The organism is Cupriavidus sp. YR651 (genome assembly GCF_900101625.1).
Taxonomy (GTDB): Bacteria; Pseudomonadota; Gammaproteobacteria; order Burkholderiales; family Burkholderiaceae; genus Cupriavidus.
The window spans coordinates 58000-78956 of the sequence record NZ_FMYZ01000006.1; the positions used below are offsets into that span (position 1 = coordinate 58000).

Annotated in this window: 21 protein-coding genes; 7 read left to right on the top strand and 14 right to left on the bottom strand. The window is 66.4% G+C overall.

What is annotated here, in order from left to right:
- Window positions 1–56 precede the first annotated feature (56 nt).
- From kdpC to BLR29_RS17620, 6 genes are all read right to left on the bottom strand, one after another.
- Window positions 57–677: a potassium-transporting ATPase subunit KdpC gene (kdpC, locus tag BLR29_RS17600; protein ID WP_092138325.1), complete on the bottom strand. Its 621-nt coding sequence runs from the start codon at window positions 675–677 to the stop codon at window positions 57–59.
- A 26-nt stretch (window positions 678–703) separates the two neighbouring features.
- Window positions 704–2932, bottom strand: coding sequence for a potassium-transporting ATPase subunit KdpB (gene kdpB, locus BLR29_RS17605; protein WP_092138326.1), 2229 nt, complete (start codon window positions 2930–2932; stop codon window positions 704–706).
- A gap of 16 nt (window positions 2933–2948) precedes the next feature.
- Window positions 2949–4778: a potassium-transporting ATPase subunit KdpA gene (kdpA, locus tag BLR29_RS17610; protein WP_092138327.1), complete on the bottom strand. Its 1830-nt coding sequence runs from the start codon at window positions 4776–4778 to the stop codon at window positions 2949–2951.
- Window positions 4778–4867: a K(+)-transporting ATPase subunit F gene (gene kdpF / locus BLR29_RS17615; protein ID WP_092138328.1), complete on the bottom strand. Its 90-nt coding sequence runs from the start codon at window positions 4865–4867 to the stop codon at window positions 4778–4780. The genes kdpA and kdpF overlap by 1 nt, the downstream gene beginning before the upstream one ends.
- Complete coding sequence (locus BLR29_RS32475) at window positions 4867–5043, bottom strand: hypothetical protein (RefSeq protein ID WP_176860985.1); 177 nt, start codon at window positions 5041–5043, stop codon at window positions 4867–4869. Before BLR29_RS32475 ends, kdpF begins: the two co-directional genes overlap by 1 nt.
- Before the next feature lie 155 nt (window positions 5044–5198).
- Window positions 5199–6170, bottom strand: coding sequence for a magnesium and cobalt transport protein CorA (locus BLR29_RS17620; RefSeq protein ID WP_092138329.1), 972 nt, complete (start codon window positions 6168–6170; stop codon window positions 5199–5201).
- Between the two features lie 219 nt (window positions 6171–6389).
- Between BLR29_RS17620 and minC the strand changes: the two genes are divergently transcribed.
- The 4 genes from minC to BLR29_RS17640 all read left to right on the top strand — a co-directional run bounded on the left by minC (window position 6390) and on the right by BLR29_RS17640 (window position 9839).
- Window positions 6390–7247, top strand: coding sequence for a septum site-determining protein MinC (gene minC, locus BLR29_RS17625; protein ID WP_092138330.1), 858 nt, complete (start codon window positions 6390–6392; stop codon window positions 7245–7247).
- Window positions 7248–7295: 48 nt separating this feature from the next.
- A complete protein-coding gene (gene minD / locus BLR29_RS17630) occupies window positions 7296–8111 on the top strand; it encodes a septum site-determining protein MinD (RefSeq protein WP_092138331.1) in 816 nt (271 codons plus the stop codon).
- Window positions 8112–8126: 15 nt separating this feature from the next.
- A complete protein-coding gene (gene minE / locus BLR29_RS17635) occupies window positions 8127–8381 on the top strand; it encodes a cell division topological specificity factor MinE (RefSeq protein WP_006164360.1) in 255 nt (84 codons plus the stop codon).
- A gap of 366 nt (window positions 8382–8747) precedes the next feature.
- Entirely contained in the window at window positions 8748–9839 is a 1092-nt protein-coding gene (locus BLR29_RS17640; protein ID WP_092138332.1) for a porin, read from the top strand.
- A 107-nt stretch (window positions 9840–9946) separates the two neighbouring features.
- On the opposite strand, the gene BLR29_RS17645 is transcribed toward BLR29_RS17640, so the two are convergent.
- Window positions 9947–10729 carry an ATP-binding protein gene (locus tag BLR29_RS17645; protein ID WP_143018474.1) on the bottom strand — a complete coding sequence of 261 codons (783 nt, stop codon included), beginning with the start codon at window positions 10727–10729 and terminating at the stop codon, window positions 9947–9949.
- Complete coding sequence (locus BLR29_RS17650) at window positions 10726–11559, bottom strand: response regulator transcription factor (RefSeq protein WP_369804635.1); 834 nt, start codon at window positions 11557–11559, stop codon at window positions 10726–10728. The genes BLR29_RS17645 and BLR29_RS17650 overlap by 4 nt, the downstream gene beginning before the upstream one ends.
- Before the next feature lie 165 nt (window positions 11560–11724).
- Here BLR29_RS17650 and BLR29_RS17655 point away from each other — a divergent pair, with 165 nt between their 5' ends.
- Window positions 11725–12456 (top strand): response regulator transcription factor, encoded by a 732-nt coding sequence (locus BLR29_RS17655; protein ID WP_369804636.1) that lies wholly within the window; start codon window positions 11725–11727, stop codon window positions 12454–12456.
- A 160-nt stretch (window positions 12457–12616) separates the two neighbouring features.
- Here BLR29_RS17655 and BLR29_RS17660 read toward each other — a convergent pair whose 3' ends face one another.
- Window positions 12617–13558 carry a Bug family tripartite tricarboxylate transporter substrate binding protein gene (locus BLR29_RS17660; protein WP_255371320.1) on the bottom strand — a complete coding sequence of 314 codons (942 nt, stop codon included), beginning with the start codon at window positions 13556–13558 and terminating at the stop codon, window positions 12617–12619.
- A gap of 132 nt (window positions 13559–13690) precedes the next feature.
- Window positions 13691–13990, bottom strand: coding sequence for a hypothetical protein (locus tag BLR29_RS17665; RefSeq protein ID WP_369804647.1), 300 nt, complete (start codon window positions 13988–13990; stop codon window positions 13691–13693).
- A gap of 188 nt (window positions 13991–14178) precedes the next feature.
- Between BLR29_RS17665 and BLR29_RS17670 the strand changes: the two genes are divergently transcribed.
- A complete protein-coding gene (locus tag BLR29_RS17670) occupies window positions 14179–15486 on the top strand; it encodes a M20/M25/M40 family metallo-hydrolase (RefSeq protein ID WP_092138336.1) in 1308 nt (435 codons plus the stop codon).
- A 142-nt stretch (window positions 15487–15628) separates the two neighbouring features.
- On the opposite strand, the gene BLR29_RS17675 is transcribed toward BLR29_RS17670, so the two are convergent.
- On the bottom strand, window positions 15629–16852 hold the full coding sequence (locus BLR29_RS17675) for an MFS transporter (RefSeq protein ID WP_092138337.1): 1224 nt from the start codon (window positions 16850–16852) through the stop codon (window positions 15629–15631).
- Window positions 16853–17078: 226 nt separating this feature from the next.
- Between BLR29_RS17675 and BLR29_RS17680 the strand changes: the two genes are divergently transcribed.
- A complete protein-coding gene (locus BLR29_RS17680) occupies window positions 17079–17897 on the top strand; it encodes an AraC family transcriptional regulator (protein ID WP_092138615.1) in 819 nt (272 codons plus the stop codon).
- 49 nt (window positions 17898–17946) lie between these two features.
- On the opposite strand, the gene BLR29_RS17685 is transcribed toward BLR29_RS17680, so the two are convergent.
- The 3 genes from BLR29_RS17685 to BLR29_RS17695 all read right to left on the bottom strand — a co-directional run bounded on the left by BLR29_RS17685 (window position 17947) and on the right by BLR29_RS17695 (window position 20952).
- Window positions 17947–19200 carry a M20 aminoacylase family protein gene (locus BLR29_RS17685; protein WP_092138338.1) on the bottom strand — a complete coding sequence of 418 codons (1254 nt, stop codon included), beginning with the start codon at window positions 19198–19200 and terminating at the stop codon, window positions 17947–17949.
- A gap of 229 nt (window positions 19201–19429) precedes the next feature.
- A complete protein-coding gene (locus BLR29_RS17690) occupies window positions 19430–20278 on the bottom strand; it encodes a fumarylacetoacetate hydrolase family protein (RefSeq protein WP_092138339.1) in 849 nt (282 codons plus the stop codon).
- Window positions 20275–20952: a GntR family transcriptional regulator gene (locus BLR29_RS17695; RefSeq protein WP_092138616.1), complete on the bottom strand. Its 678-nt coding sequence runs from the start codon at window positions 20950–20952 to the stop codon at window positions 20275–20277. Before BLR29_RS17695 ends, BLR29_RS17690 begins: the two co-directional genes overlap by 4 nt.
- Window positions 20953–20957: the final 5 nt, after the last annotated feature.

The window sequence follows — 20957 nt, forward strand, 5'->3', positions numbered from 1 at the left end:
TGATGACCGGGATTCTGCCACGGGACGCACCAGCCGTTCCCGCCCGGCGCGGGGCGTTACCTGGCCTCATCCAGCGCCAGATTCAGCTTCAGCACATTCACGCCCGGCTCGCCCAGCACCGCCAGCCCCGGCCCCTCGGTGTTCGCCGCGATGAGCGCGTTGACCTTCTCGACGGGAATCCCGCGCACCCGCGCCACGCGAGCGGCCTGGTACTTCGCCGCCGCCGGGCTGATCTGGGGATCGAGCCCGCTGCCGGACGCCGTCACCAGGTCCACCGGCACGGGTGCCGTATTGCCCGGATCGGCCGCACGCAAGGCGTCGAGGCGCGCCTTGGCGGCATCGGTCAGCGCGGGATTGGTCGGGCCCAGGTTCGACCCCACCGACCCCGCGCCGTTGTACGGCATCGGTGCGGTGGCGGACAAGCGGCTCCAGAAGTACTTCGGATCGGAGAACGGCTGGCCGATCAGTTCCGAACCCACGGTCTTGCCATCCTTGACGATCAGCGACCCTGCCGCCTGGTGCGGGAACACGGTGCTCGCGATGCCGGTGACCACGCCGGGATACAGCAGGCCGGTCACGATCGACAGGCCAACGAAGATGGTCAGCGCCGGGCGCAGCGCGCCTTGCTGGCGCGGGGTCTCGGTCGGCAGGCCAGCGGCCTTGATGGGGGTATGCATGGAAAATCTCCGTTTGCGGTGTGCGTTCAGACCCAGCCGAACAACGTCAGCAGCATGTCGATCAGCTTGATCCCGACGAACGGCACGAGAATGCCGCCCAGGCCGTAAATCAGCAGGTTACGGCGCAGCAGGATCGCCGCGCCAAGCGGGCGATACACCACGCCCCGCAGCGCCAGCGGAATCAGCGCGACGATGATCAGCGCGTTGAAGATCACCGCCGACATGATCGCGGACGCCGGCGTGGCCAGGCCCATCACGTTCAGCAGGTTCAGCTGCGGATAGGTGGTGGCAAACGCCGCCGGGATGATCGCGAAATACTTGGCCACGTCGTTGGCCACGCTGAAGGTGGTCAGCGACCCGCGCGTCATCAGCATCTGCTTGCCGATCTCCACGATCTCGATCAGCTTGGTCGGATTGCTGTCCAGGTCGACCATGTTGCCGGCTTCGCGCGCGGCCTGCGTGCCGCTGTTCATGGCCACGGCGACATCGGCCTGCGCCAGCGCGGGCGCGTCGTTGGTGCCGTCGCCGGTCATCGCCACCAGTCGCCCGTCGCGCTGGAAGTCGCGGATCAGCGCGAGCTTGGCTTCCGGCGTGGCTTCGGCCAGGAAGTCGTCGACGCCGGCCTCGGCTGCGATCGACGCGGCGGTCAGGCGGTTGTCGCCCGTGATCATCACCGTGCGGATGCCCATCTTGCGCAGTTCGCCAAAGCGCTCCCGGATACCCGTCTTGACGATGTCCTTGAGCTCGACCACGCCCAGCACGCGCACGCTGTCCTCGGAGCCTTCCGAGACCATCTCCGCCACCACCAGCGGCGTGCTGCCCGCGCGCGCCACATCGTCGACGGCCTGCATCACGGCGTCCGGGAACTTGCCCGCGTGCCCGGTCACGTAACGGCGCAGCGCGTCGGCAGCGCCCTTGCGTACGCTGCGCACCACCGTGCCGTTGGTCACGTCGATACCGCTCATGCGCGTCTGCGCGGAGAACGGTACGAACACCGGCGCGGCGAGACCCTTGGCGCCCATCTCCGGCACGGCCACGCCCGGTTGCTGACGGGCCAGCGCGACGATGCTGCGGCCTTCCGGCGTTTCATCGGCCAGCGACGACAGCCATGCGGCCTCGGCCAGCTGGCGGTCGGTCACGCCCGGTGCGCAGATGAACCGCGCAGCCTGGCGATTGCCGTGCGTGATCGTGCCGGTCTTGTCGAGCAGCAGCACGTCCACGTCGCCGGCGGCTTCCACCGCGCGGCCCGACGTCGCGATGACGTTGGCTTCCATCATGCGGCTCATGCCGGCCACGCCGATGGCGGACAACAGGCCGCCGATCGTCGTCGGAATCAGGCACACCAGCAGCGCCACCAGCACCGTGACGGACACCGGCACGCCGGCCTTGGTCACCAGCACGCTGTAGAGCGAGAACGGTTGCAGCGTGGCGGTGGCCAGCAGCAGCACCAGCGTCAGCCCCACCAGCAGGATGGTCAGCGCCAGTTCGTTAGGCGTCTTCTGACGCTTGGCGCCTTCCACCATGCTGATCATGCGGTCGATGAAGCTCTCGCCGGGGTTGGTCGTGATGCGTACCACGATCCAGTCGGACAGCACGCGCGTGCCGCCCGTGACCGACGAGAAGTCGCCGCCCGACTCGCGGATCACCGGCGCCGATTCCCCCGTGATCGCGCTTTCGTCGACCGAGGCCACGCCTTCGATCACTTCGCCATCGCCCGGGATCATGTCGCCGGCTTCCACCAGCACGACATCGCCGCGACGCAGATCGGTGGCCGCACGCGGCTCCGTCGCGCCGGAAGCGCGCGCATCGCTGCGGCCAGCACGCACCACGCGCGCCGTGACGGTCGTCTTCAGCCCGCGCAGCGCGGCGGCTTGCTGCTTGCTGCGGCCCTCGGCCAGTGCCTCGGCAAAGTTGGCGAACAGCACCGTGAACCAGAGCCAGATCGACACCGCCAGGATGAAGCCGGCGGATTCACCGCCCGGCGTCGGATGGACCAGGGCGCGGGCAAACAGGATCGACGTCAGGATGCTGCCCGCATAGACGACGAACATCACCGGATTGCGTAGCTGGTCGCGCGGAGACAGCTTCCGGAACGCATCGACGATGGCCGGCTTGACCAGCTCGGGCGCGAACATGCCGCCACGCGGCGGACGATGATGGCTGCCCACGATCGTGGTGGCCGGCGCGTTGCCCTGCGCCGGGGCCTTGGAGGTGCCGCTGCCCGAGGCGCGCGTCACCGTGGAGTCTTGTTGCATGCGATTCTCCGCAAGATTACTGAGCAGCCGCCGCCACTGCGGCGGGCTGCAATTGCTCGGCGACCGGACCCAGCGCCAGCGCGGGCACATAGGTCAGCGCACCAACCAGCAGCACCGATCCCACCAGCAGCACGACGAACAGCGGGCCGTGCGTGGGCATCGTGCCGGCCGTCACCGGCGTACGACGCTTGGCGGCGAGGGAGCCGGCCATCGCCAGCACCGGGACGATGATCCAGAAGCGGCCGAACCACATCGCCGCAGCCAGCAGCGTGTTGTAGAACGGCGTATTGGCGGACAGTCCGGCAAACGCGCTGCCGTTGTTGTTGGCGGCCGAGGACAGCGCGTACAGGATTTCCGAGAAACCGTGCGTGCCCGGGTTGAACACCCCCGCGCGGCCTGGATCGGCCATCACCGCGATGGCGGTCCCCACCAGCACCAGCAGCGGCGTGACGAGGATGGCCACGGCGGTCATCTTCATCTCGAAGGTCTCGATCTTCTTGCCCAGGTACTCCGGCGTGCGGCCGATCATGAGGCCCGCGATGAACACTGCCAGCACGGCATAGACCAGCATCCCGTACAGGCCCGATCCCACACCGCCGAAGACGACTTCACCCAGTTGCATCAGCAGCATCGGCACCAGCCCGCCAATCGCGGTGAAGGAGTCGTGCATGCCGTTGACCGCGCCGCAGGACGCGGCCGTGGTGATCGTCGCGAACAACGACGTGGCGGAGATGCCGAAGCGCACTTCCTTGCCTTCCATGTTGCCGCCGGCCTGGAGCGCGGAGGACACATGGTCGATCGACAGCCCCGACAGCGCCGCGGTGATCTGCTGCTCCGAGACGAAGGCCGCGATGGCCATCACCACGAAGATCACCGTCATCGACGCCAGCACCGCAACGCCCTGGCGCCGGTCGCGCACCATCTCGCCGAACGTGAAGCAGAGCGCGGCGGGAATCAGGAAGATCGCCAGCATCTCGATGAAGTTGGCCAGCGGCGTCGGGTTCTCATACGGATGCGCGGAGTTGGCATTGAAGAAGCCGCCACCGTTGGTGCCGAGCATCTTGATGGCCTCCTGCGACGCCACCGGGCCCATGGCCAGCGTCTGCGTGCTGGTCTTCATGTCTTCCGTGACGGGCTTGCCTTCCTTGTCGAGCACGGGCTGTCCGGCGGCATCCACCTTGGGCTGCGTGTACTCGACGGCCGTGACGAGGTTCACATCCTTGTAGCTGTCGAAGTTCTGGATCACACCCTGGCTGACCAGCAGCAGCGCGGTAATCACCGACAGCGGCAGCAGCACGTAGAGCGTGCTGCGCGTCATGTCGACCCAGAAATTGCCGATGGTGGCCGACGTATGGCGCGCGAAGCCGCGGATCAGCGCGAACACCACGGCAATGCCGGTAGCCGCCGAGACGAAGTTCTGCACCGTCAGCGCCAGCATCTGCGTGAGGTAGCTCATCGTCGATTCACCGGCATAGCCCTGCCAGTTGGTATTGGCGACGAAGCTGATGGCGGTGTTGAACGACGAGTCCGGCGAGACCGCGCCGAATCCCTGCGGGTTCAGCGGCAGCACGCCCTGGAGGCGCTGGATCGCATAGACGGCGATCACGCCGAGCACGTTGAACACCAGCACGGCGATGGCGTACTGCTTCCATCCCATTTCGGCGTCGGCGCGCACGCCGGCCAGGCGATACAGCCCGCGTTCGAGCGGGCGGCCCCAGGCCGTGAGGCGGTAGTCCCCCTCCTCCATGGCCCGGCGCATGTAGCGTCCGAGGAAAGGCCCCATCACAAACAGGATGAGGAGAAAGAGGACCAGTAGTCCGATGAATTGCGGCGATAGAGACGACATCAGAATTTCTCCGGCCGGAACAGGGCGACGAGGAGGTAAATGAAGATCACGACGGCGAGCGTTGCGCTCAGCAGATCAGTCCAGTCCATTACAGCCTCCGGTCGCTGGCCGAGTGCTTGGGCGCGAACGCGTCGGCGTGGCCCTGGCGGCCGTCGGCATCCGGACCGCCCGATGGCAGGTTGGCGCCCAGCGCGGCGCACAACGCCAGCAGCGCGCCGGTGAGCGCGCCGAAAGCTAACAACACGAGGAAATAGATCCCGTCCATGACAAACCCCAGAAGAAAAGGCGTGAAGGATTCACACCGTGGAGCTTAGGGACGGGGCGATAAAAACGGGGTAGAGAGGGGGAGGCGGGGTGTAAAGAGAATATAAAAATGGCGCGCCGGGCCAGGAATGGCGCGCCTGGCCGGCCGGTCGTGCCTCAGATCCAGCCGGACTTGTGCAGCTTGCGCCAGAGCCCGCCGCAGGCCAGGGCCGTGACGCCGACCACGGTCGGATAAGCATAGTGGAACTTGAGCTCCGGCATGAAACTGAAGTTCATGCCGTACAGGCTGAAGACCACCGTGGGGATCGCCAGGATGGCGCCCCAGCCGGCCAGCCGCTTGACCACCTCGTTCTGCCCCACGGTCACCAGCGCCAGGTTGACCTGCACGGCCGTGGTCAGCATTTCGCGCACGACGTCGAGCGTACGCACGACGCGGCTGCAGTGATCCTCGATATCGCGGAAATAGGCGCGCAGCTCCTTCGGCACCAGCGCATCGTGCAGGCGAATCAGCTGGCTGCAGATATCCTCGACCGGATAGACCGCGTTGCGCAGCCGCAGGACCTGGCGCTTGATCTGGTAGAGCCGCTCGATCGAGGCGCGATCGAACTCGTCGCGGAAGATGTCCTGCTCCAGCGTCTCGAAGGTGTCCTCCAGGTGAGTGACGATGGGCAGATAGTGGTCGACCACGAAATCCATCAACGCATAGAGCACATAGGCGGGGCCGTTGGCCAGCCCCTGCGGGTCCTGCTCGCAGCGCTCGCGCACGGGGGCATAGGTGGTGCTGGCCCCATGGCGGACGGAGACCACGTAGTTCGACCCGACGAACAGGTGGGTTTCGCCGACCACCACCTCCTCGCCGATCAGCTGCGCGGTGTTCAGCACCACGAAGACCGAATCGCCGTAGGACTCCAACTTGGGCCGCTGATGGGCGTCCAATGCGTCCTCCACCGCCAGGTCATGGAGCCCGAAGGCCTGCTGCACCTTGCGCAGCAGCGGCAGGTCGGGCTCATGCAGCCCCAGCCAGACGAAGGTGCCGGGCTCGGCCAGCACATCGGCAATGGCTTCAAACTCCACCTTGCCGAGCTTCTTGCCTTGGCGATAGGCCGCGCAATTGACGATGGCACCCATGGGAACTCCGCTGTCGAGATGCGCAATCGTAACAAGATGGCCCCCGCGATGCGACCTCGCCTGCGCCTGCGCGGTCCGGGGACTGGCCCGCCCGCCACATGCATCACCGGGCCACCCCTGATATGGTCCGCATCGGCCACCTCGGGTGGCAGGTCCGATATTTCTTACAGTTCGTCGGAAAACCGACGTTAGAATGTGGCATTTCCACGGTCGCTGCCTATGTCCCAGAAGAAATCGCCACGCTTCGAGCTGCGCAGTGGCAATGTCGACGCCCTCCTTCTCGCCCTCAAGACCGCCGACCTGGACGCGCTGCGGGATGACCTCCTCTCCCGTTTCGAATCCACCCCTGATTTCTTCTCCAATGACGTCGTCGCGCTGGACCTGCGCCGCCTGGAAGGCGACGACCGGGTGGCGCTGGACCGTGTAATCGACACCCTGGCCACGCTGCGGGCCCGCGCCATCGGCGTGGTGGCCCGCCCGGGGCAGCGGGCGTGGGCAGAGAGCTTCGGCCTGCCGCTGCTGGACAGCCAGAGCCGCCGTGGCGGCCGCGACGAGGCGGCCAGCGTCGGCAAAGGCCCAACCGCCGATTCAGGTACGCCAGCCTCGGACACCGCGCCGGCAGCCAATGACGCCGACGAGACTGACGGGAGCGACCAGAGTAACCAGAGCGCCCGGAGCCCCGCCAAGGCAACCACCGCCGACATCGCGGACATCATGGCCGCCGCCTCCGCCGCGCGCGCCATCCCCACCATGCTGATCGACAAGCCGCTGCGCTCCGGCCAGCAGGTCTATGCACAGGGCGACGTGGTGATCCTGGACCTGGTGAGCTACGGGGCCGAGGTGATCGCCGAAGGCAATATCCATATCTATGCCCCGTTGCGCGGCCGCGCGCTGGCGGGCGTCAAGGGCAACCCGGACGCGCGCATCTTTTGCACGTGCCTGGAGCCGGAACTGATTTCCATCGCCGGCATCTACCGGACCGCGGAGCAGACGCTTCCGGCCGACGTGCTCGGCAAATCGGCACAGGTCCGCCTGGCCGAAGAAAAGCTGATTCTCGAACCGCTGCGGATGAAGTGACCGCGCCGGCCATCGGGACGAATTCCACCCATACTGGACCATAGAGCCATGGCAAAAATCATCGTTGTGACCTCCGGCAAGGGAGGCGTTGGCAAGACCACCACCAGCGCGAGCTTCGCCGCCGGCCTGGCCCTGCGTGGCCACAAGACTGCCGTGATCGATTTCGACGTCGGCCTGCGCAACCTCGACCTGATCATGGGGTGCGAACGCCGCGTGGTGTATGACCTGATCAACGTCGTCCAGGGCGAAGCCAACCTGAACCAGGCGCTGATCAAGGACAAGAAGTGCGAGAACCTGTTCATCCTGCCGGCCTCGCAAACGCGTGACAAGGACGCCCTGACGCGCGACGGCGTCGAGAAAGTCATCAACGGCCTGATCGACATGAACTTCGAGTTCATCGTCTGCGATTCGCCCGCCGGCATCGAGTCGGGCGCGCTGATGGCCATGTACTTTGCCGACGAGGCGCTGGTCGTGACCAATCCGGAAGTCTCGTCGGTGCGCGACTCCGACCGCATCCTGGGCATCCTGGCCTCCAAGACCAAGCGTGCCAGCGAGGGCGGCGAGCCGATCAAGGAACACCTGCTGATTACGCGCTACAACCCCAAGCGCGTGCATGGCGGTGAAATGCTGTCGCTGACGGACATCCAGGAAATCCTGCGCATCAAGCTGATCGGCGTGGTCCCGGAATCGGAAGCCGTGCTGCATGCGTCCAACCAGGGTACGCCGGCCATCCATCTGGAAGGCTCCGACGTGGCGGACGCCTACGGCGACGTGGTGGACCGCTTCCTGGGCAAGGACAAGCCGATGCGTTTCACCGACTATCAGAAGCCGGGCCTGCTCTCCCGCATCTTCGGCAACAAGTAAGGAGGACTCATCCCTATGTCGATCCTGTCCTTCCTGCTGGGGGAGAAAAAGAAGTCAGCGTCGGTCGCCAAGGAGCGGCTGCAGATCATTCTCGCCCACGAACGCACCGGCCATTCGGCGCCGGCCGACTACCTGCCGGCCCTGCAGCGCGAGCTGGTGGCCGTCATCTCGAAGTACGTCAAGATCAGCGACCAGGACCTGCGCGTCAGCCTGGAGCGCCAGGACAACCTTGAGGTCCTCGAAGTCAAGATCGAGATTCCCCAAGGCTGATCACCCGGGCGCATCGCGCCTGTCTACGGGATAACCCTCCCAACCTTGGAGGGGTTATTGCACCGCAACATCCGGCACTCCCGGATGCTGCGGTCCCGACTGCACATCCCCGCCCCTGTTTGCCTGCTGCCTGCCATGCACCGCCGTGGCGCGTGCTGCTTTGCACCATTTACATGGTGTCGAGGCATTGTGTAGCGACAAACCAACGGATTTGCACCAAATGTCTCCTCAAGTGGCACCAGCGCGCCGGTTTTATGTCCGAATGTCCCGCGTTTTGTTAAATTTTCGCGGCGTTTACAGCAAACGTAGACCTTTGGACGCACCGCGATCCGGCTGCGGACAACCACAAGACAGAAAAGGAGCACCATGAAGAAATCGCTACTCACCCTCGCAATCGGCACACTGCTCGCCGGCAGCGCCTACGCGCAAAGCTCGGTGACCCTCTACGGTATCGTTGACCAAAGCATTCGCTTCCAAACCAACGCCGACCGTGGCAACCACAGCCAGACCCAACTGACGAACGGCGCGATCACTAACAGCCGTTGGGGCCTGAAGGGCAGCGAAGCCCTCGGCAACAACCTGAAGGCCATCTTCCAGCTGGAAAACGGCTTTGATCCGGACACCGGCAAGGCCAACCAGGGCGGCCGTCTGTTCGGTCGTCAGGCATACGTCGGTCTGTCGGGTGACTTCGGCGCCATCAAGCTGGGCCGTCAGTACACCGAAGGGTTTAACTTCTTCGGCGACTACGATCCGCTGACCATCGGCAACTACGACAACAACGCCTGGCCGTTCTTCCTGACCCAGTTCCGTAACGACAACGTCATCAGCTACGCTGGCTCGTTCAGCGGCCTGAGCGTTGGCGCCAGCTACGGCTTCGGCGAGGCTCCGGGCAGCTTCACCAAGGGTACCGCCACGACCAACTCGTACTGGGGCACCCGTGCTTCCTACGACGTGGGCCGTTTCGGCTTCGGCGGCGTGTACCAGGAAGTGCGTGACCAATTCGGCAACAAGCAGCAAATGTGGGGCGCTGCTGGTAAGGTTGGCTTCGGCGCAGCCAAGGTCTTCGCTGGTTACATCGGCGGCAAGGACAAGACTGGCCTGATCGACGCGAACTTCTTCACGCCGGCCAACTCGGCCAACCCGATTCCGGCTGGCGGCAACGCACAAGCCAACCCGCGCAAGGACGCCATCGGCTACATCGGCGCCACCTATCAGGTGACCCCGGCCCTGGCCCTGACCGGCGTGTTCTACGGCGATCACATCAAGAACGTGAACAGCGTCGCCGACAACAGCGGCAACCGTTACACGGGCGTTCTGCTGGCCGAGTACTCGCTGTCCAAGCGCACCCAGGTCTATGGCACGGTTGACTACAACAAGGTCACCGGCGGCGCCAAGACTGAGTTCCCGGGCAAGAACAACCAGACGGGCGTTGGCGCAGGTATCCGCCACATCTTCTGATTGTTGGTTTGATCGTTTGGCAGAAAGGCACCTTCGGGTGCCTTTTTGCTTTGGGGCGCGCCGCGCGGCGTGGCGACGCGTCATCGGCGCATGCCGGCCCCTCTTCGCTACCCCGACAGCCTTGGCAACCCTGGCAGCCAGATCCGCCATCCCATCCGGTGCGGCGGCCCATCCTCCGGCCCATCCTCTGACTCATCCCCCGGTTCATCTCCCGGTTCATCTCCCGGTTCATCTCCCGGTTCATCTCCCGGTCCATCTCCCGGTTCATCCAGGTGGGACAGCAGCGACAGCGAGCCGGCGTGCCGGTCCATCACGCGGCGAGCGAGCATGACCGCGGCCACGTTGTCCTGCATGATCCTCGCGCCCTTGTCTGGCTCAGGCACAAAATCGAGGCGCACCGCATGCCCGTCCGCATCAGGCCCCCAATGCATGACCACGCCATGTGCGGCGTGGCCGTTGCGTCGCGCAATGCACAGCAACAACCGCAGGACTTCCGACAGCCGCGCGCGATCTCCCCATATGCGCGTGCCGGCCGGCGGCAGTCGCTGGTCAATCCGCCCTCCGTCATGCATGCCGTCGTCGGGGAGGCTATCCGCGCAGTCGGCCATCAGCGCGGCCAGCGCGATGCGCTCGAAGCGATAGTCGTGCCGCGTCTCGCGAAGCAACCGCACGATGCTGTCCGCGTGCGCAAGGGCGTCGGCGGCACTCCGTTCCGCATGCGCGATGAAATCGACGTCCACGGGCACGCCACGCGCCTTGCGCAAAGCCAGCAGCGCCAGCCACGACGCCAGCGGTGCGCGCAGGTCGTGCGACAGCACCTCGAGCGCCAGTTGCCATGCCTCGCCCGCATCCTGCGCAAAACCATCGCGTCGCATTGCCGGCGGGTTCATGGGCACCCCTGACGCGCATCCGCCAGCGGTGGAGGTGATGGAGGCAGTGAGGACGGCCACCCGCCTCGCGGACTCGGGATGCCGCCGGGCACTGGCTCGGCCGGCGATGCCACCCATTGCGGCTGCGTGCCGGCGTCGACAAGTTCGAGCCGGTAACCGTGGGTATAGACCGGCGCCAGGCGCACGCCGTTATCGCAGCACAGGCCGAGTTTGTTGCGCACGCGCGAAATGTGCGTGTCGATGGTGCGCGACATCGGCGGAATCTCGCGTCCCCAGACCGCTGCCACCATGTGCTCGCGCGGCACCACCCGGCCCTCGTTGCGAAACAGCAGCAGCGCCAGGTCGAACTCCTTCGGGGTCAGCCCCACCGGCTGGCCGTGGCGGGTGGCAGCGCGCGCGGCGATATCGAACGTGAAGCATCCCCACGACAGACAGCTGCTGCCCGGCTCCCGTGCATCGGGGTACGCCCGCCGCGCCAGCGCGGCAATACGCGCGGCCAGCTCCTGCGGCCGGATCGGCTTGACCACGTAGTCGTCCGCGCCCGCCGCCAGGCCGGCAACGACGTCTTCCTCGCTGTCACGGCACGTGAGGAACATGACCGGCACGCGGGGATCCAGGTGCGTGCGCACCCAGGCCAGCACCTCCTTGCCCGACACCAGCGGCACATGCCAGTCCAGCAGCAGCAGGTCGAACGTCACCTTGCGCAGCGTCAGCAGCATGCGCCGGCCGTCCGAGAACGTCACGCACTCGTGCCCGGCGGCCGTCACGATCTCTCGCACCAGCGCGGCCTGCGCGATGTCGTCCTCCAGCGAAGCAATCCTCAGTCCCATCGTCATCTCCGCCCCGGGGACGGCCTGCGTGTTCCATGAGCCCATTAGATGCCGATGCGCGACGCGAACCTATAGGACGATGCTCATTTTGCGCGGCCACAAATGTTTACTTCGCCCCGCAAGGGCTCCCGCCCTACCATGGCCGCCACCGATCGACTTGTAAGGATGACCATCGTGAAGATCGCCGCGCTGGAAGACAACCCGGCCCGCGTCATGATGCTGGAGCGTGCCATGCAGCCGGGGCACCACACGCTGGAGCGGTTCCGCTGCGGCAAGGCCATGATTGCCGCCCTCCATCGGAGGCCCTGCGATTTCCTGCTGCTGGACTGCGATACGGGCGGGACGAGTGCCCGCGAGGTGCTGGAATGGGTACGCCGCACGCTGGGCCACGGCGTGCCGGTGATGATGACCGGCCAGGAGGACACGGCGGCCCGGGTGGCTGCCTGCCTGGCGGCGGGCGCCGATGCCTATGTGCCCGCGTCGGCACGATGCGCGGAGTTGCTGGCCCGCATGGAGGCGCTGGCGCGGCGCGCCGCAGTGCCCGGCATGCAGCGCGGCACGGTGGTGCCGGCTGCGTTTGGCGACGCACCCGCGCAACTGGTATGCGGAGTCTTTCGCTTTTCGGCGACCGAGCGGCGGGTGTGGGTCAAGGGCGTGCCCGTGGCGCTGGCACCCAAGGAGTTCGCGCTGGCCCTGCTGCTGTTCCGCAACCTCGGGGCGCTGGTGATGCGCCGGGCCATGATCGAACACGTCTGGCCGTGCGCCAACATGGCCGAGAACGCCAGGACCGTGGACAGCCATCTGTCGCGCGTGCGCACCAAGCTGGCGCTGTGGCCACACAACGGCGTCATGTTGCGGGCGGTCTACCGGCTGGGCAGCCGACTGGACACGATATGACGATCGCCCATGCAGCGCCCGCCTGTCGCGCACAACGCCGTCACATGGCGGCCAGCTGGCGCCTCGCTGTGGCCTTGTTGCCGCCATGTGGGTGCCGTGTAGGCGCCGCGCGACCCCGATGGCCTCGATGGACCTGGTGGCCCAGGCCGGCGTCGCTGGATCAGTCGGCCTTGATGCCGGCTTCCTTGACGATACGGGCGTTGTCCTCGTACTCGGCGCGAATGGCGGTGGCGAACTGTGCCGCGGTGCCGCCGGTCGGCACTTCGCCGCCCTTGAGCAGGCGCTCGCGCACGTCCGGTTCGGCCAGCGCCTTGTTGAGCTCGGCATTCAGGCGGTTGATGATCGCGGCCGGCGTCTTGCCGGGTGCGAAGATGCCAAATGTGGAAGTCAGGTTGGCCTTCGGGAAGCCCAGCTCGGCAAACGTCGGCACATTGCCCAGGCTCTCGATGCGCTTGGGCGCGCCCACGGCAATCGCCCGCAGCCGGCCGGCCTGCATGTGTTGCGTCAGCATCGGGCTGGCATTGGTGCTCATGACTTCGAACTGGCCGCCCAGCGCGTCATTCATCTGCTGCCCGGCACCCTTGTACGGGATCAGTGTCACCTCGGCCTTCGATTTGGCCTTGACCTGCTCCAGCATCACGTGACCCACCGTGCCCAGTCCGGAGGTAGCCCAGCGGACGGAACCCGGCTTGGCCTTTGCCTGGGCAATCAGATCCTGGAAGCTCTTGCCCGCAAAGCTCGGCGTGGCAACCACCAGCACCGGCGAGTACATCACGCTCATCACGGGCGCGACGTCCTGCTGCGGGTCGTAGTTGACGTGTCCCACATGCGGATTCAGCGTCAGCGGGCTGGTGGATGCAAAGCCCAGCGTATAGCCATCCGGTGCGGCCTTGGCCACGGCGTCGATGCCGATGCTGCCGCCAGCGCCGGCCTTGTTCTCCACCACCACCGAGGTGCCCATCTGCACGGAGAGCTTCTCGCCCAGTGCGCGGGCCACGGCATCGCTGATGCCCCCGGTCGGGTACGCCACGATGACGCGGATGGGGCGATTGGGATAGGCATCGGCCGCCTGCGCGGACAGGGCGAAGGTGCCGGTGGCCATGGCGACGACTGCGGAGACCGCGGCGAACATTGCCGCAGCGCGCGGCGGATGGAAGGAGGAAGCCATATTGGGCAGTGGGTGGGAGGTAAGGCGGGAAAAACAGTGAGCGTCGGGGCCGGTCATCTTTCGGGGCTATCGCACCAGCGGGTGCTCCGGCACCCAGGAGACAAACAGTTCGTTGGCGCGGTCATACAGGCGCCATGCGGTGCCGCATTCGCGGCAGGTAAACGACAGCATGCTGAACGGCACGCCGGCCGCGCTCTGGCTGACCAGCGGTGCCGTACTGCGCAACGCCAGGCAGGCATGGGGTTCGCGCCGGCGCGGGTCGTCGGCCAGGGCAAGGCAATGGGCGCAGGCGGGGCGGGCAGGCGCCTGTGCGTGAGGGGCGGGCATGGTGGAAAAGCCGGAGGGCTGGGGTACGGCGGACTTCATGTCCGCAATGATGCCGCAAAACCGCTGCAATGGTCGTGCCATGTCTGCTGCGCCAACGCGACATTCGCACGAAATTCCGCATCAATCCTGCCGATTCCGCACGAATCCTCTTTACGACGACAAGTGCCCGCGGTGAAGATTTCCCTTCTCGTCTTACTACCACGCAGAAGAAAGAAGGAGTCCACCCCATGCATGCCCCCGTCCGCGCCCGTCTGGTCGCCCTGCCCGCTGTTTTGCCCGCCGCCATGGCGCTTGTCTGTGCCGTGTGGGCCCTGCCCGCGCAGGCCGCGCCCGTGGAGCCGGCCTACCAGTTGGCCCAGCAGGAGAAGCCGGCGCTGATCGCCACGCTGAAGGACCTGGTGTCCATCGAATCCGGCAGCAAGGACATCGAAGGCCTGGACCGCATCGCCAACCTGATCCGCGACCGCCTGGCCGCGCTGGGCGGAGACGCGAAGCTCATCGAGCCGACCGAGATCTACCGCATGGAGGACACTCCCGAGAAGGTCGGCAAGATGGTGATGGCCCAGTTCAAGGGCACCGGCCAGCGCAAGATCATGCTGATCGCCCACATGGACACGGTCTACCTGCGCGGCATGCTGGCGCAGCAGCCGTTCCGCGTGGACGGTGACCGTGCCTATGGCCTGGGCATCGCCGACGACAAGAATGGCGTGGCGGTGATCCTGCACACGGTGGCCATCCTGCAGAAGATGAAGTTCAAGGACTACGGCACGCTGACGGTGCTGATCAACGGTGACGAAGAGATCAGCTCGCCCGGCGCACGCGCCACGCTGACCAGACTCGGCGCGGAGCAGGACGCGGTGTTCTCGTGCGAGGCCACGCGCGTGACCGGAGACCGCCTGTCGCTGGCGACCAGCGGCATTGGTGCGATCTCGCTGAAGGTGGATGGCAAGTCGTCCCACGCCGGCAGCTCGCCGGAACTGGGCCGCAACGCGCTCTATGAGCTCTCGCATCAGGTGCTGCAGATGCGGGACCTGTCCAATCCGGACACCGGCCTGAAGGTGAACTGGACGCTCTCCAATGCCGGCACCAACCGCAACGTGATCCCGGCCGTTGCCACGGCACAGGCCGATGTGCGCGTGCTGCGCACGGCCGACTACGACGGCCTGGAGCGCACGCTGCAGGAACGCGTGCAGAAGAAGCTGATTTCGGACACGAAGGTGGCGGTGAAATTCGAGCGACGCCGCCCGCCGCTGGAGGTCACGCCGGCCGCCCGCGCGCTGGCAACGCACGCGCAAGGCATCTATGCGGAAATTGGCGAGAAGCTGGCCGTCTATGACACCGCCGAAGGCGGCGGCACCGACGCAGCCTTTGCCGCAGCGGCCACCAAGGCGCCGGTGATCGAGCGCTTTGGCCTGCGTGGCTTTGGCGCCCACTCGAACGATGCCGAGTATGTGGACCTCAATTCCGTGACCCCGCGGCTGTACCTGCTGACGCGGATGATCATGGATGTCTCGCAGGACAAGGCCGGCAAGTAAGAGAGGTCGCTTCAGGAAGATCCTGGAACAACTTCCAGGCCGTATTCCGGCGCCCGCGCGGGTCGGATGCAAAAAGGGGGAAAGGGCTCCAAGCCCTTTCCCCCTTTTTATCGTCTTGGCGCAGGCCCGCCGTGACGTCAGCTCAGGCCGTCGCGACCTTCTTCCGTCCACCCAGATCCGGCAGGAACACCGCCAGCAGCCCCAGCAGCGGCAGGAATGCGCAGAACTGGTACACGGACTCGATGCCGTGCGTATCGGCCAGCCGGCCCAGCACCGCCGCGCCGATACCGCCCATCCCGAACGCAAACCCGAAAAACAGGCCGGACACCATCCCCACCTTGCCCGGGATCAGTTCCTGCGCGAACACCAGGATCGCCGAGAACGCCGAGGCCAGGATGAAGCCGATGATGAACGACAGCACACCCGTCCAGAACAGGTTGGCGTGGGGCAGCATCAGCGTGAACGGCGCCACGCCCAGGATCGACGCCCAGATCACGCGCTTGCGCCCGATGCGGTCACCGATCGGACCGCCCAGGATCGTGCCCGCGGCCACCGCGAACAGGAACAGGAACAGGTAGATCTGCGAGCTCTGGCGCGTCAGGCCGAACTTCTCCATCAGGTAGAACGTGTAGTACGTGTTCAGGCTGGCCATGTAGAAGTACTTGGAGAAGATCAGCAGCAGCAGCACCGCAATGGCGCGCACCACCGTCGACGTCGGCAGCCGGTTGACCGGCGCGCCGGCGGCCTTCTTCCTGGCCGCGCGCTCGGCCAGGTGCCGGCCGTACCAGCCGCCGATCTGCCACAGCACCGCGATGGCCAGCAATGCGGCCAGCGAGAACCACGCCACGCTGCCTTGCTGGTGGACGATCCACGCCGCCAGCAGCGGCCCCATGGCGCTGCCGCCGTTGCCGCCCACCTGGAAGATCGACTGCGCCAGGCCGTGCTGCCCGCCGGATGCCAGCCGCGCCACGCGCGACGATTCCGGGTGGAAGATCGACGACCCCGTGCCGACCAGCGCGGCAGCCACCAGCAGCACGCCATAAGTCGGCGCCACCGACAGCAGCAGCAAGCCGCCCAGCGTGAAGCCCATGCCGATGGCCAGCGAATGCGGCTTCGGGTGTTTGTCCGTGTACAGGCCGACAATCGGCTGCAGGAGCGAGGCGGTGATCTGGTACGTCAGCGTCAGCAGGCCGATCTGCGTGAAGCTCAGGTTGAAGCCGCCCTTGAGCATCGGGTAAATGGCCAGGATCAGCGACTGGATCATGTCGTTGAGAAAGTGCGCGAAGCTGATCGCGTACAGCACGCGGAAGCGTGTGCCTTCCTCACGGTGAGCCGCCTCGGCGGCGGAATTGACGGTTGTGCTCATGGTGCGGGGGCGCATTGGCCGGGTCATCTCGGATAGGAATGCCCGAATGCCAAAAAAACCGGGAACTCGGGAAAGTGCAACGATGCTAAATGGCAAATTCCCGCCTGTCCTGCGAGAATGGGGCCGCAACTTTGGAGAAAAGGACATGCCACCCGCCGCTCGCCCGCAGAAACGGGGCACGCCGCCCGTGCCGTGGATCGATCGCAGCACACCGGGCAGCAAACGCCTGCCGGCCGACGCGCCGCACGACCCCGAAGCCGACGCCCGCGCCGACACCTACGCGGAGCAGCCCGCCTACCTGGCCTATGACCGCAGCCCGATGCCGGTCACGGCGATGGCCGCCGACTACGGGCCGGGCCACGTCACCAAGCACCACCAGCATCCCCACGCCCAGCTGATCCACGCAATGCACGGCGTGATGGTCGTGTCCACAGCGGACGGCCAGTGGATCGTGCCGCCCACGCGCGGCATGTGGATGCCGGGCGGGACGGTGCACTGGATCCGCATGGTCGGCCGGGTGCAGATGCGCACCGCCTATATCCGCCCCGACGCGGCGCCGGACCTGCCCACGCGCTGCACTGTGCTGGGCATCTCGCCGCTGCTGCGGGAACTGATCCTGGCCGCCATCGACATCCCGCAGCCCTACGCGCCCGATTCGCGCGATGGCCGGCTGATGCGGCTGCTGCTCGACGAGGTGATGCTGGTGCCGACGCTGCCGCTGCACCTGCCGCGACCGTCCGATGGCGGGCTGCGCCAGATCTGCGACGCGATCATCGGCAGTCCGGACACGGACCTGACGCTGGCGGACTGGGGCGACAAACTCGACCTGGACCCCAAGACGATCCAGCGTCGGTTCGCCCGGGAGACGGGCATGACCTTCGGTCAATGGCGCCAGCAGGCACGGCTGCTGGCCGCGCTGGAACGGCTGGCGGCGGGGGCGAAGGTGGTGGATGTGGCGCTCGACATGGGCTATGGCAGCCCGAGCGCCTTTGCGACGATGTTCCGCCGGCAGTTTGGCGTGCCGCCCAGCGCGTTCTTCCGCTAGGGGCGGACAGCGGCGCCACGCGGCGCCATCCATCCTTTCGAGGCGACCTCTAAGCCGGCAGGTACCGCTCCACCAAGCGCGTCCAGTAGGCCGCGCCGACGGTCAGGTTCTTGTCGTTGAAGTCGTAGCCGGCGTTGTGCAGCAGCGGCTGGTTGGCGCCGTTGCCCATCCGCACGAAGCAGCCGGGGCGTTCTTGCAGGAAGTACGCAAAGTCCTCGCTGCCGGCGATCCGGTGGAAATTGCCGATCGCCCGGTCCGGGCCGACCAGTTCCTCGGCCACCTGGCGCGCGAACTCGGTCTCGGCCTCGCTGTTGACCAGTACCGGGTAGCCGCGCACGTAGTCGATATCGACCGTCGCGCCGTAGCCTTCGGCGTGGGATGTCGCCAGCTGGCGGATCCGCGCCTCCATCGAGGCCCGCACATCGGGGCTGAACGACCGCACGCTGATCTCCATGCGCGCGCTGTCCGGGATCACGTTCGGGGCGTGGCCGGCGTGCAGCGTGCCGATGGTCACCACGGCGGTCTCGTTCGGATCGACGTTGCGGGACACCACCGACTGCAGCGCCATCACCAGGCTGCCGGCCACCAGGATCGGGTCGATCGACTGGTGTGGCCGCGCGGCATGGCCGCCCTTGCCGCGAATCGTGATCGCCACGGTATCGCAGGCGGCCATGAACGGGCCCGAACGGAACATGAAGGTACCGGCTTCGACACCCGGGTGATTGTGCAGGCCGAAGATGGCGTCGCACGGAAACCGCTCGAACAGGCCATCGGCCAGCATCCGCTCGGCCCCGCCGCCCGCGCCGATTTCCTCGGCCGGCTGGAAGATCAGGTGAACGGTGCCGTCGAAGTGCTTCGTACGAGCCAGCTGGCGCGCCGCGCCGAGCAGGATCGCGGTGTGGCCGTCGTGGCCGCACGCGTGCATCTTGCCTTCGTGCACGCTGGCGTAGGGCAGGCCGGAGCGTTCGTGAATCGGCAGCGCATCCATGTCGGCGCGAATGCCGACGCTGCGCTGGCTGGTGCCGGCGCGGAGCGTGCCCACCAGGCCCGTCCCGCCGACGCCGCGCGTCACCTGGAAGCCCCAGCCCTCAAGACGGCTGGCGACCAGTTCGGCGGTGCGAACCTCGTTGAACGCGAGTTCGGGATGCTGGTGGATGTTGCGGCGGATGTCCTGCAGCTCGTCGTGCGAATCGAGCGTGTCGTGCAGCGTGCAGAAGGATCGGGACCGCGTGGGGGAATCCTTGGCGAGGGTGACCGAGACCGACTTCAATATCGACTCGATTTCGGGGGCGTGTTCAGACATGGCGTTGCTCTTTTTTGGCAGACATGTAAGAACAGTATTTCACGCGAGGTCGATGGGTAAAACCCTGAATGCCGATTTCGTGCGCATGCACCCCAAACAGGGGGAAAACTGTTGCCCTTAGGGGACGCTTTGTATGGAATCGCGACGCTTTGTATGAAGACGTTTCAGTGGGGAACCCCTCGGGATGCCCCACCGTGCCCCTGTCGTCGGACAAGATCCGACGCGCGTCTCAGCGATCGCCGTATGGCAAGACCGACTGCGTCTGTTCGCCCAGGCCCTCGATGCCCAGACGCATGGTGTCCCCCGCGCGCAGGAAGCGCGGCGGCTTGAAGCCCATGCCGACGCCGGGCGGCGTACCGGTGGCGATCAGGTCGCCGGGCTCCAGCGTCATGAAGCGGCTCACGTAGCTGACCACGGTGGCCACGTCGAACACCATCGTCGCGGTGCTGCCCTTCTGCATGCGCTGGCCATTGACGTCCAGCCACATGCCCAGTTTCTGCGGATCGGGTACTTCGTCGCGCGTCACCAGCCACGGACCCACCGGGCAGAACGTGTCGCAGCCCTTGCCCTTGTCCCAGGTGCCGCCGCGTTCGAGCTGGAACTCGCGTTCCGACACATCGTTGACCACGCAGTACCCGGCCACGTGACCGAGCGCCTGCTCCTTCGACACGTTGCGCGCGGTGGTGCCGATCACCACGCCCAGTTCCACTTCCCAGTCAGACTTTTCCGATCCCAGCGGCAGCATGACGGCGTCGTTCGGGCCGTTCAGCGAAGTGTTGGCCTTCAGGAAGACGATCGGCTCGGCCGGCAGCGGCATGCCCGCCTCCGCGGCGTGGTCGGCGTAGTTCAGGCCGATGGCGATGATCTTGCCGATGCCGGTCCAGGGCACGCCGTGGCGACCGCCCTCCACCACCGGCAGCGTGGCCGGGTCGATCGCGGCCAGCTTCGCCAGCGCCGCCGGCGCCAGTTCCTGCGGGCCGATGTTGCCAATCACGCCGGACAGGTCGCGCACGCGGCCGTCACGGTCTACCAGGCCCGGACGCTCGGCGCCGGGTTTTCCTACACGGACTAGTTTCATTGTTTTCCCTTGGCTGGATGGGCGAGGCGGCCGTCCGGCTCCGACAGCGAGCGGGCGACCACGGCGAGGACTTCCCTGGCGGTATTTTCCGAGTGCCATCGCAGCACCTGCGCCAGCCGGGGACGGCCCGGTTCGCGCAGCGCCGCCATGATGGCCTCGTGTTCCTCATGGGACTCCTGCCAGCGGAGCATATCCGCATTTGCGGCGCCACGCGCACGGTGGACCTTGCTCATCAGGCTGGCATAGACGTTGGCCAGCACCGCGTTGGCGGCGCCGTCGATGATCAGCTGGTGGATCTCCTGGTTGATGCGGAAATACTCGGTGCGCCGGCCCGTCGCATGGGCGTCGATCATCGCCAGGTGCCGGCGCTCCAGCCGCGCCATGGTGACTTCGGAGAGCCGCTGCGCGGCGAGTTCGCCGGCGGTGGCCTCCAGTCCGTGCAGTGTCTCGAAGGTCTGCCGCAACTCCTCCAGGTCCAGCGGTGCCACGCGGTAGCCGATGTACTGTCGATGCAGGACCAGGCCTTCCGCCACCAGCACCTTCAGTGCCTCCCGCAGCGGGGTCTTGGAAACGTCGAACGATTCGCAGAACGCGCGCTCGTCGATGCGCTGGCCGGGCGGCAGTTCGCCTTCCTCGATCATCGTGCGCAGGCGGGCCGCGATCCCGGCGGACATGCCGA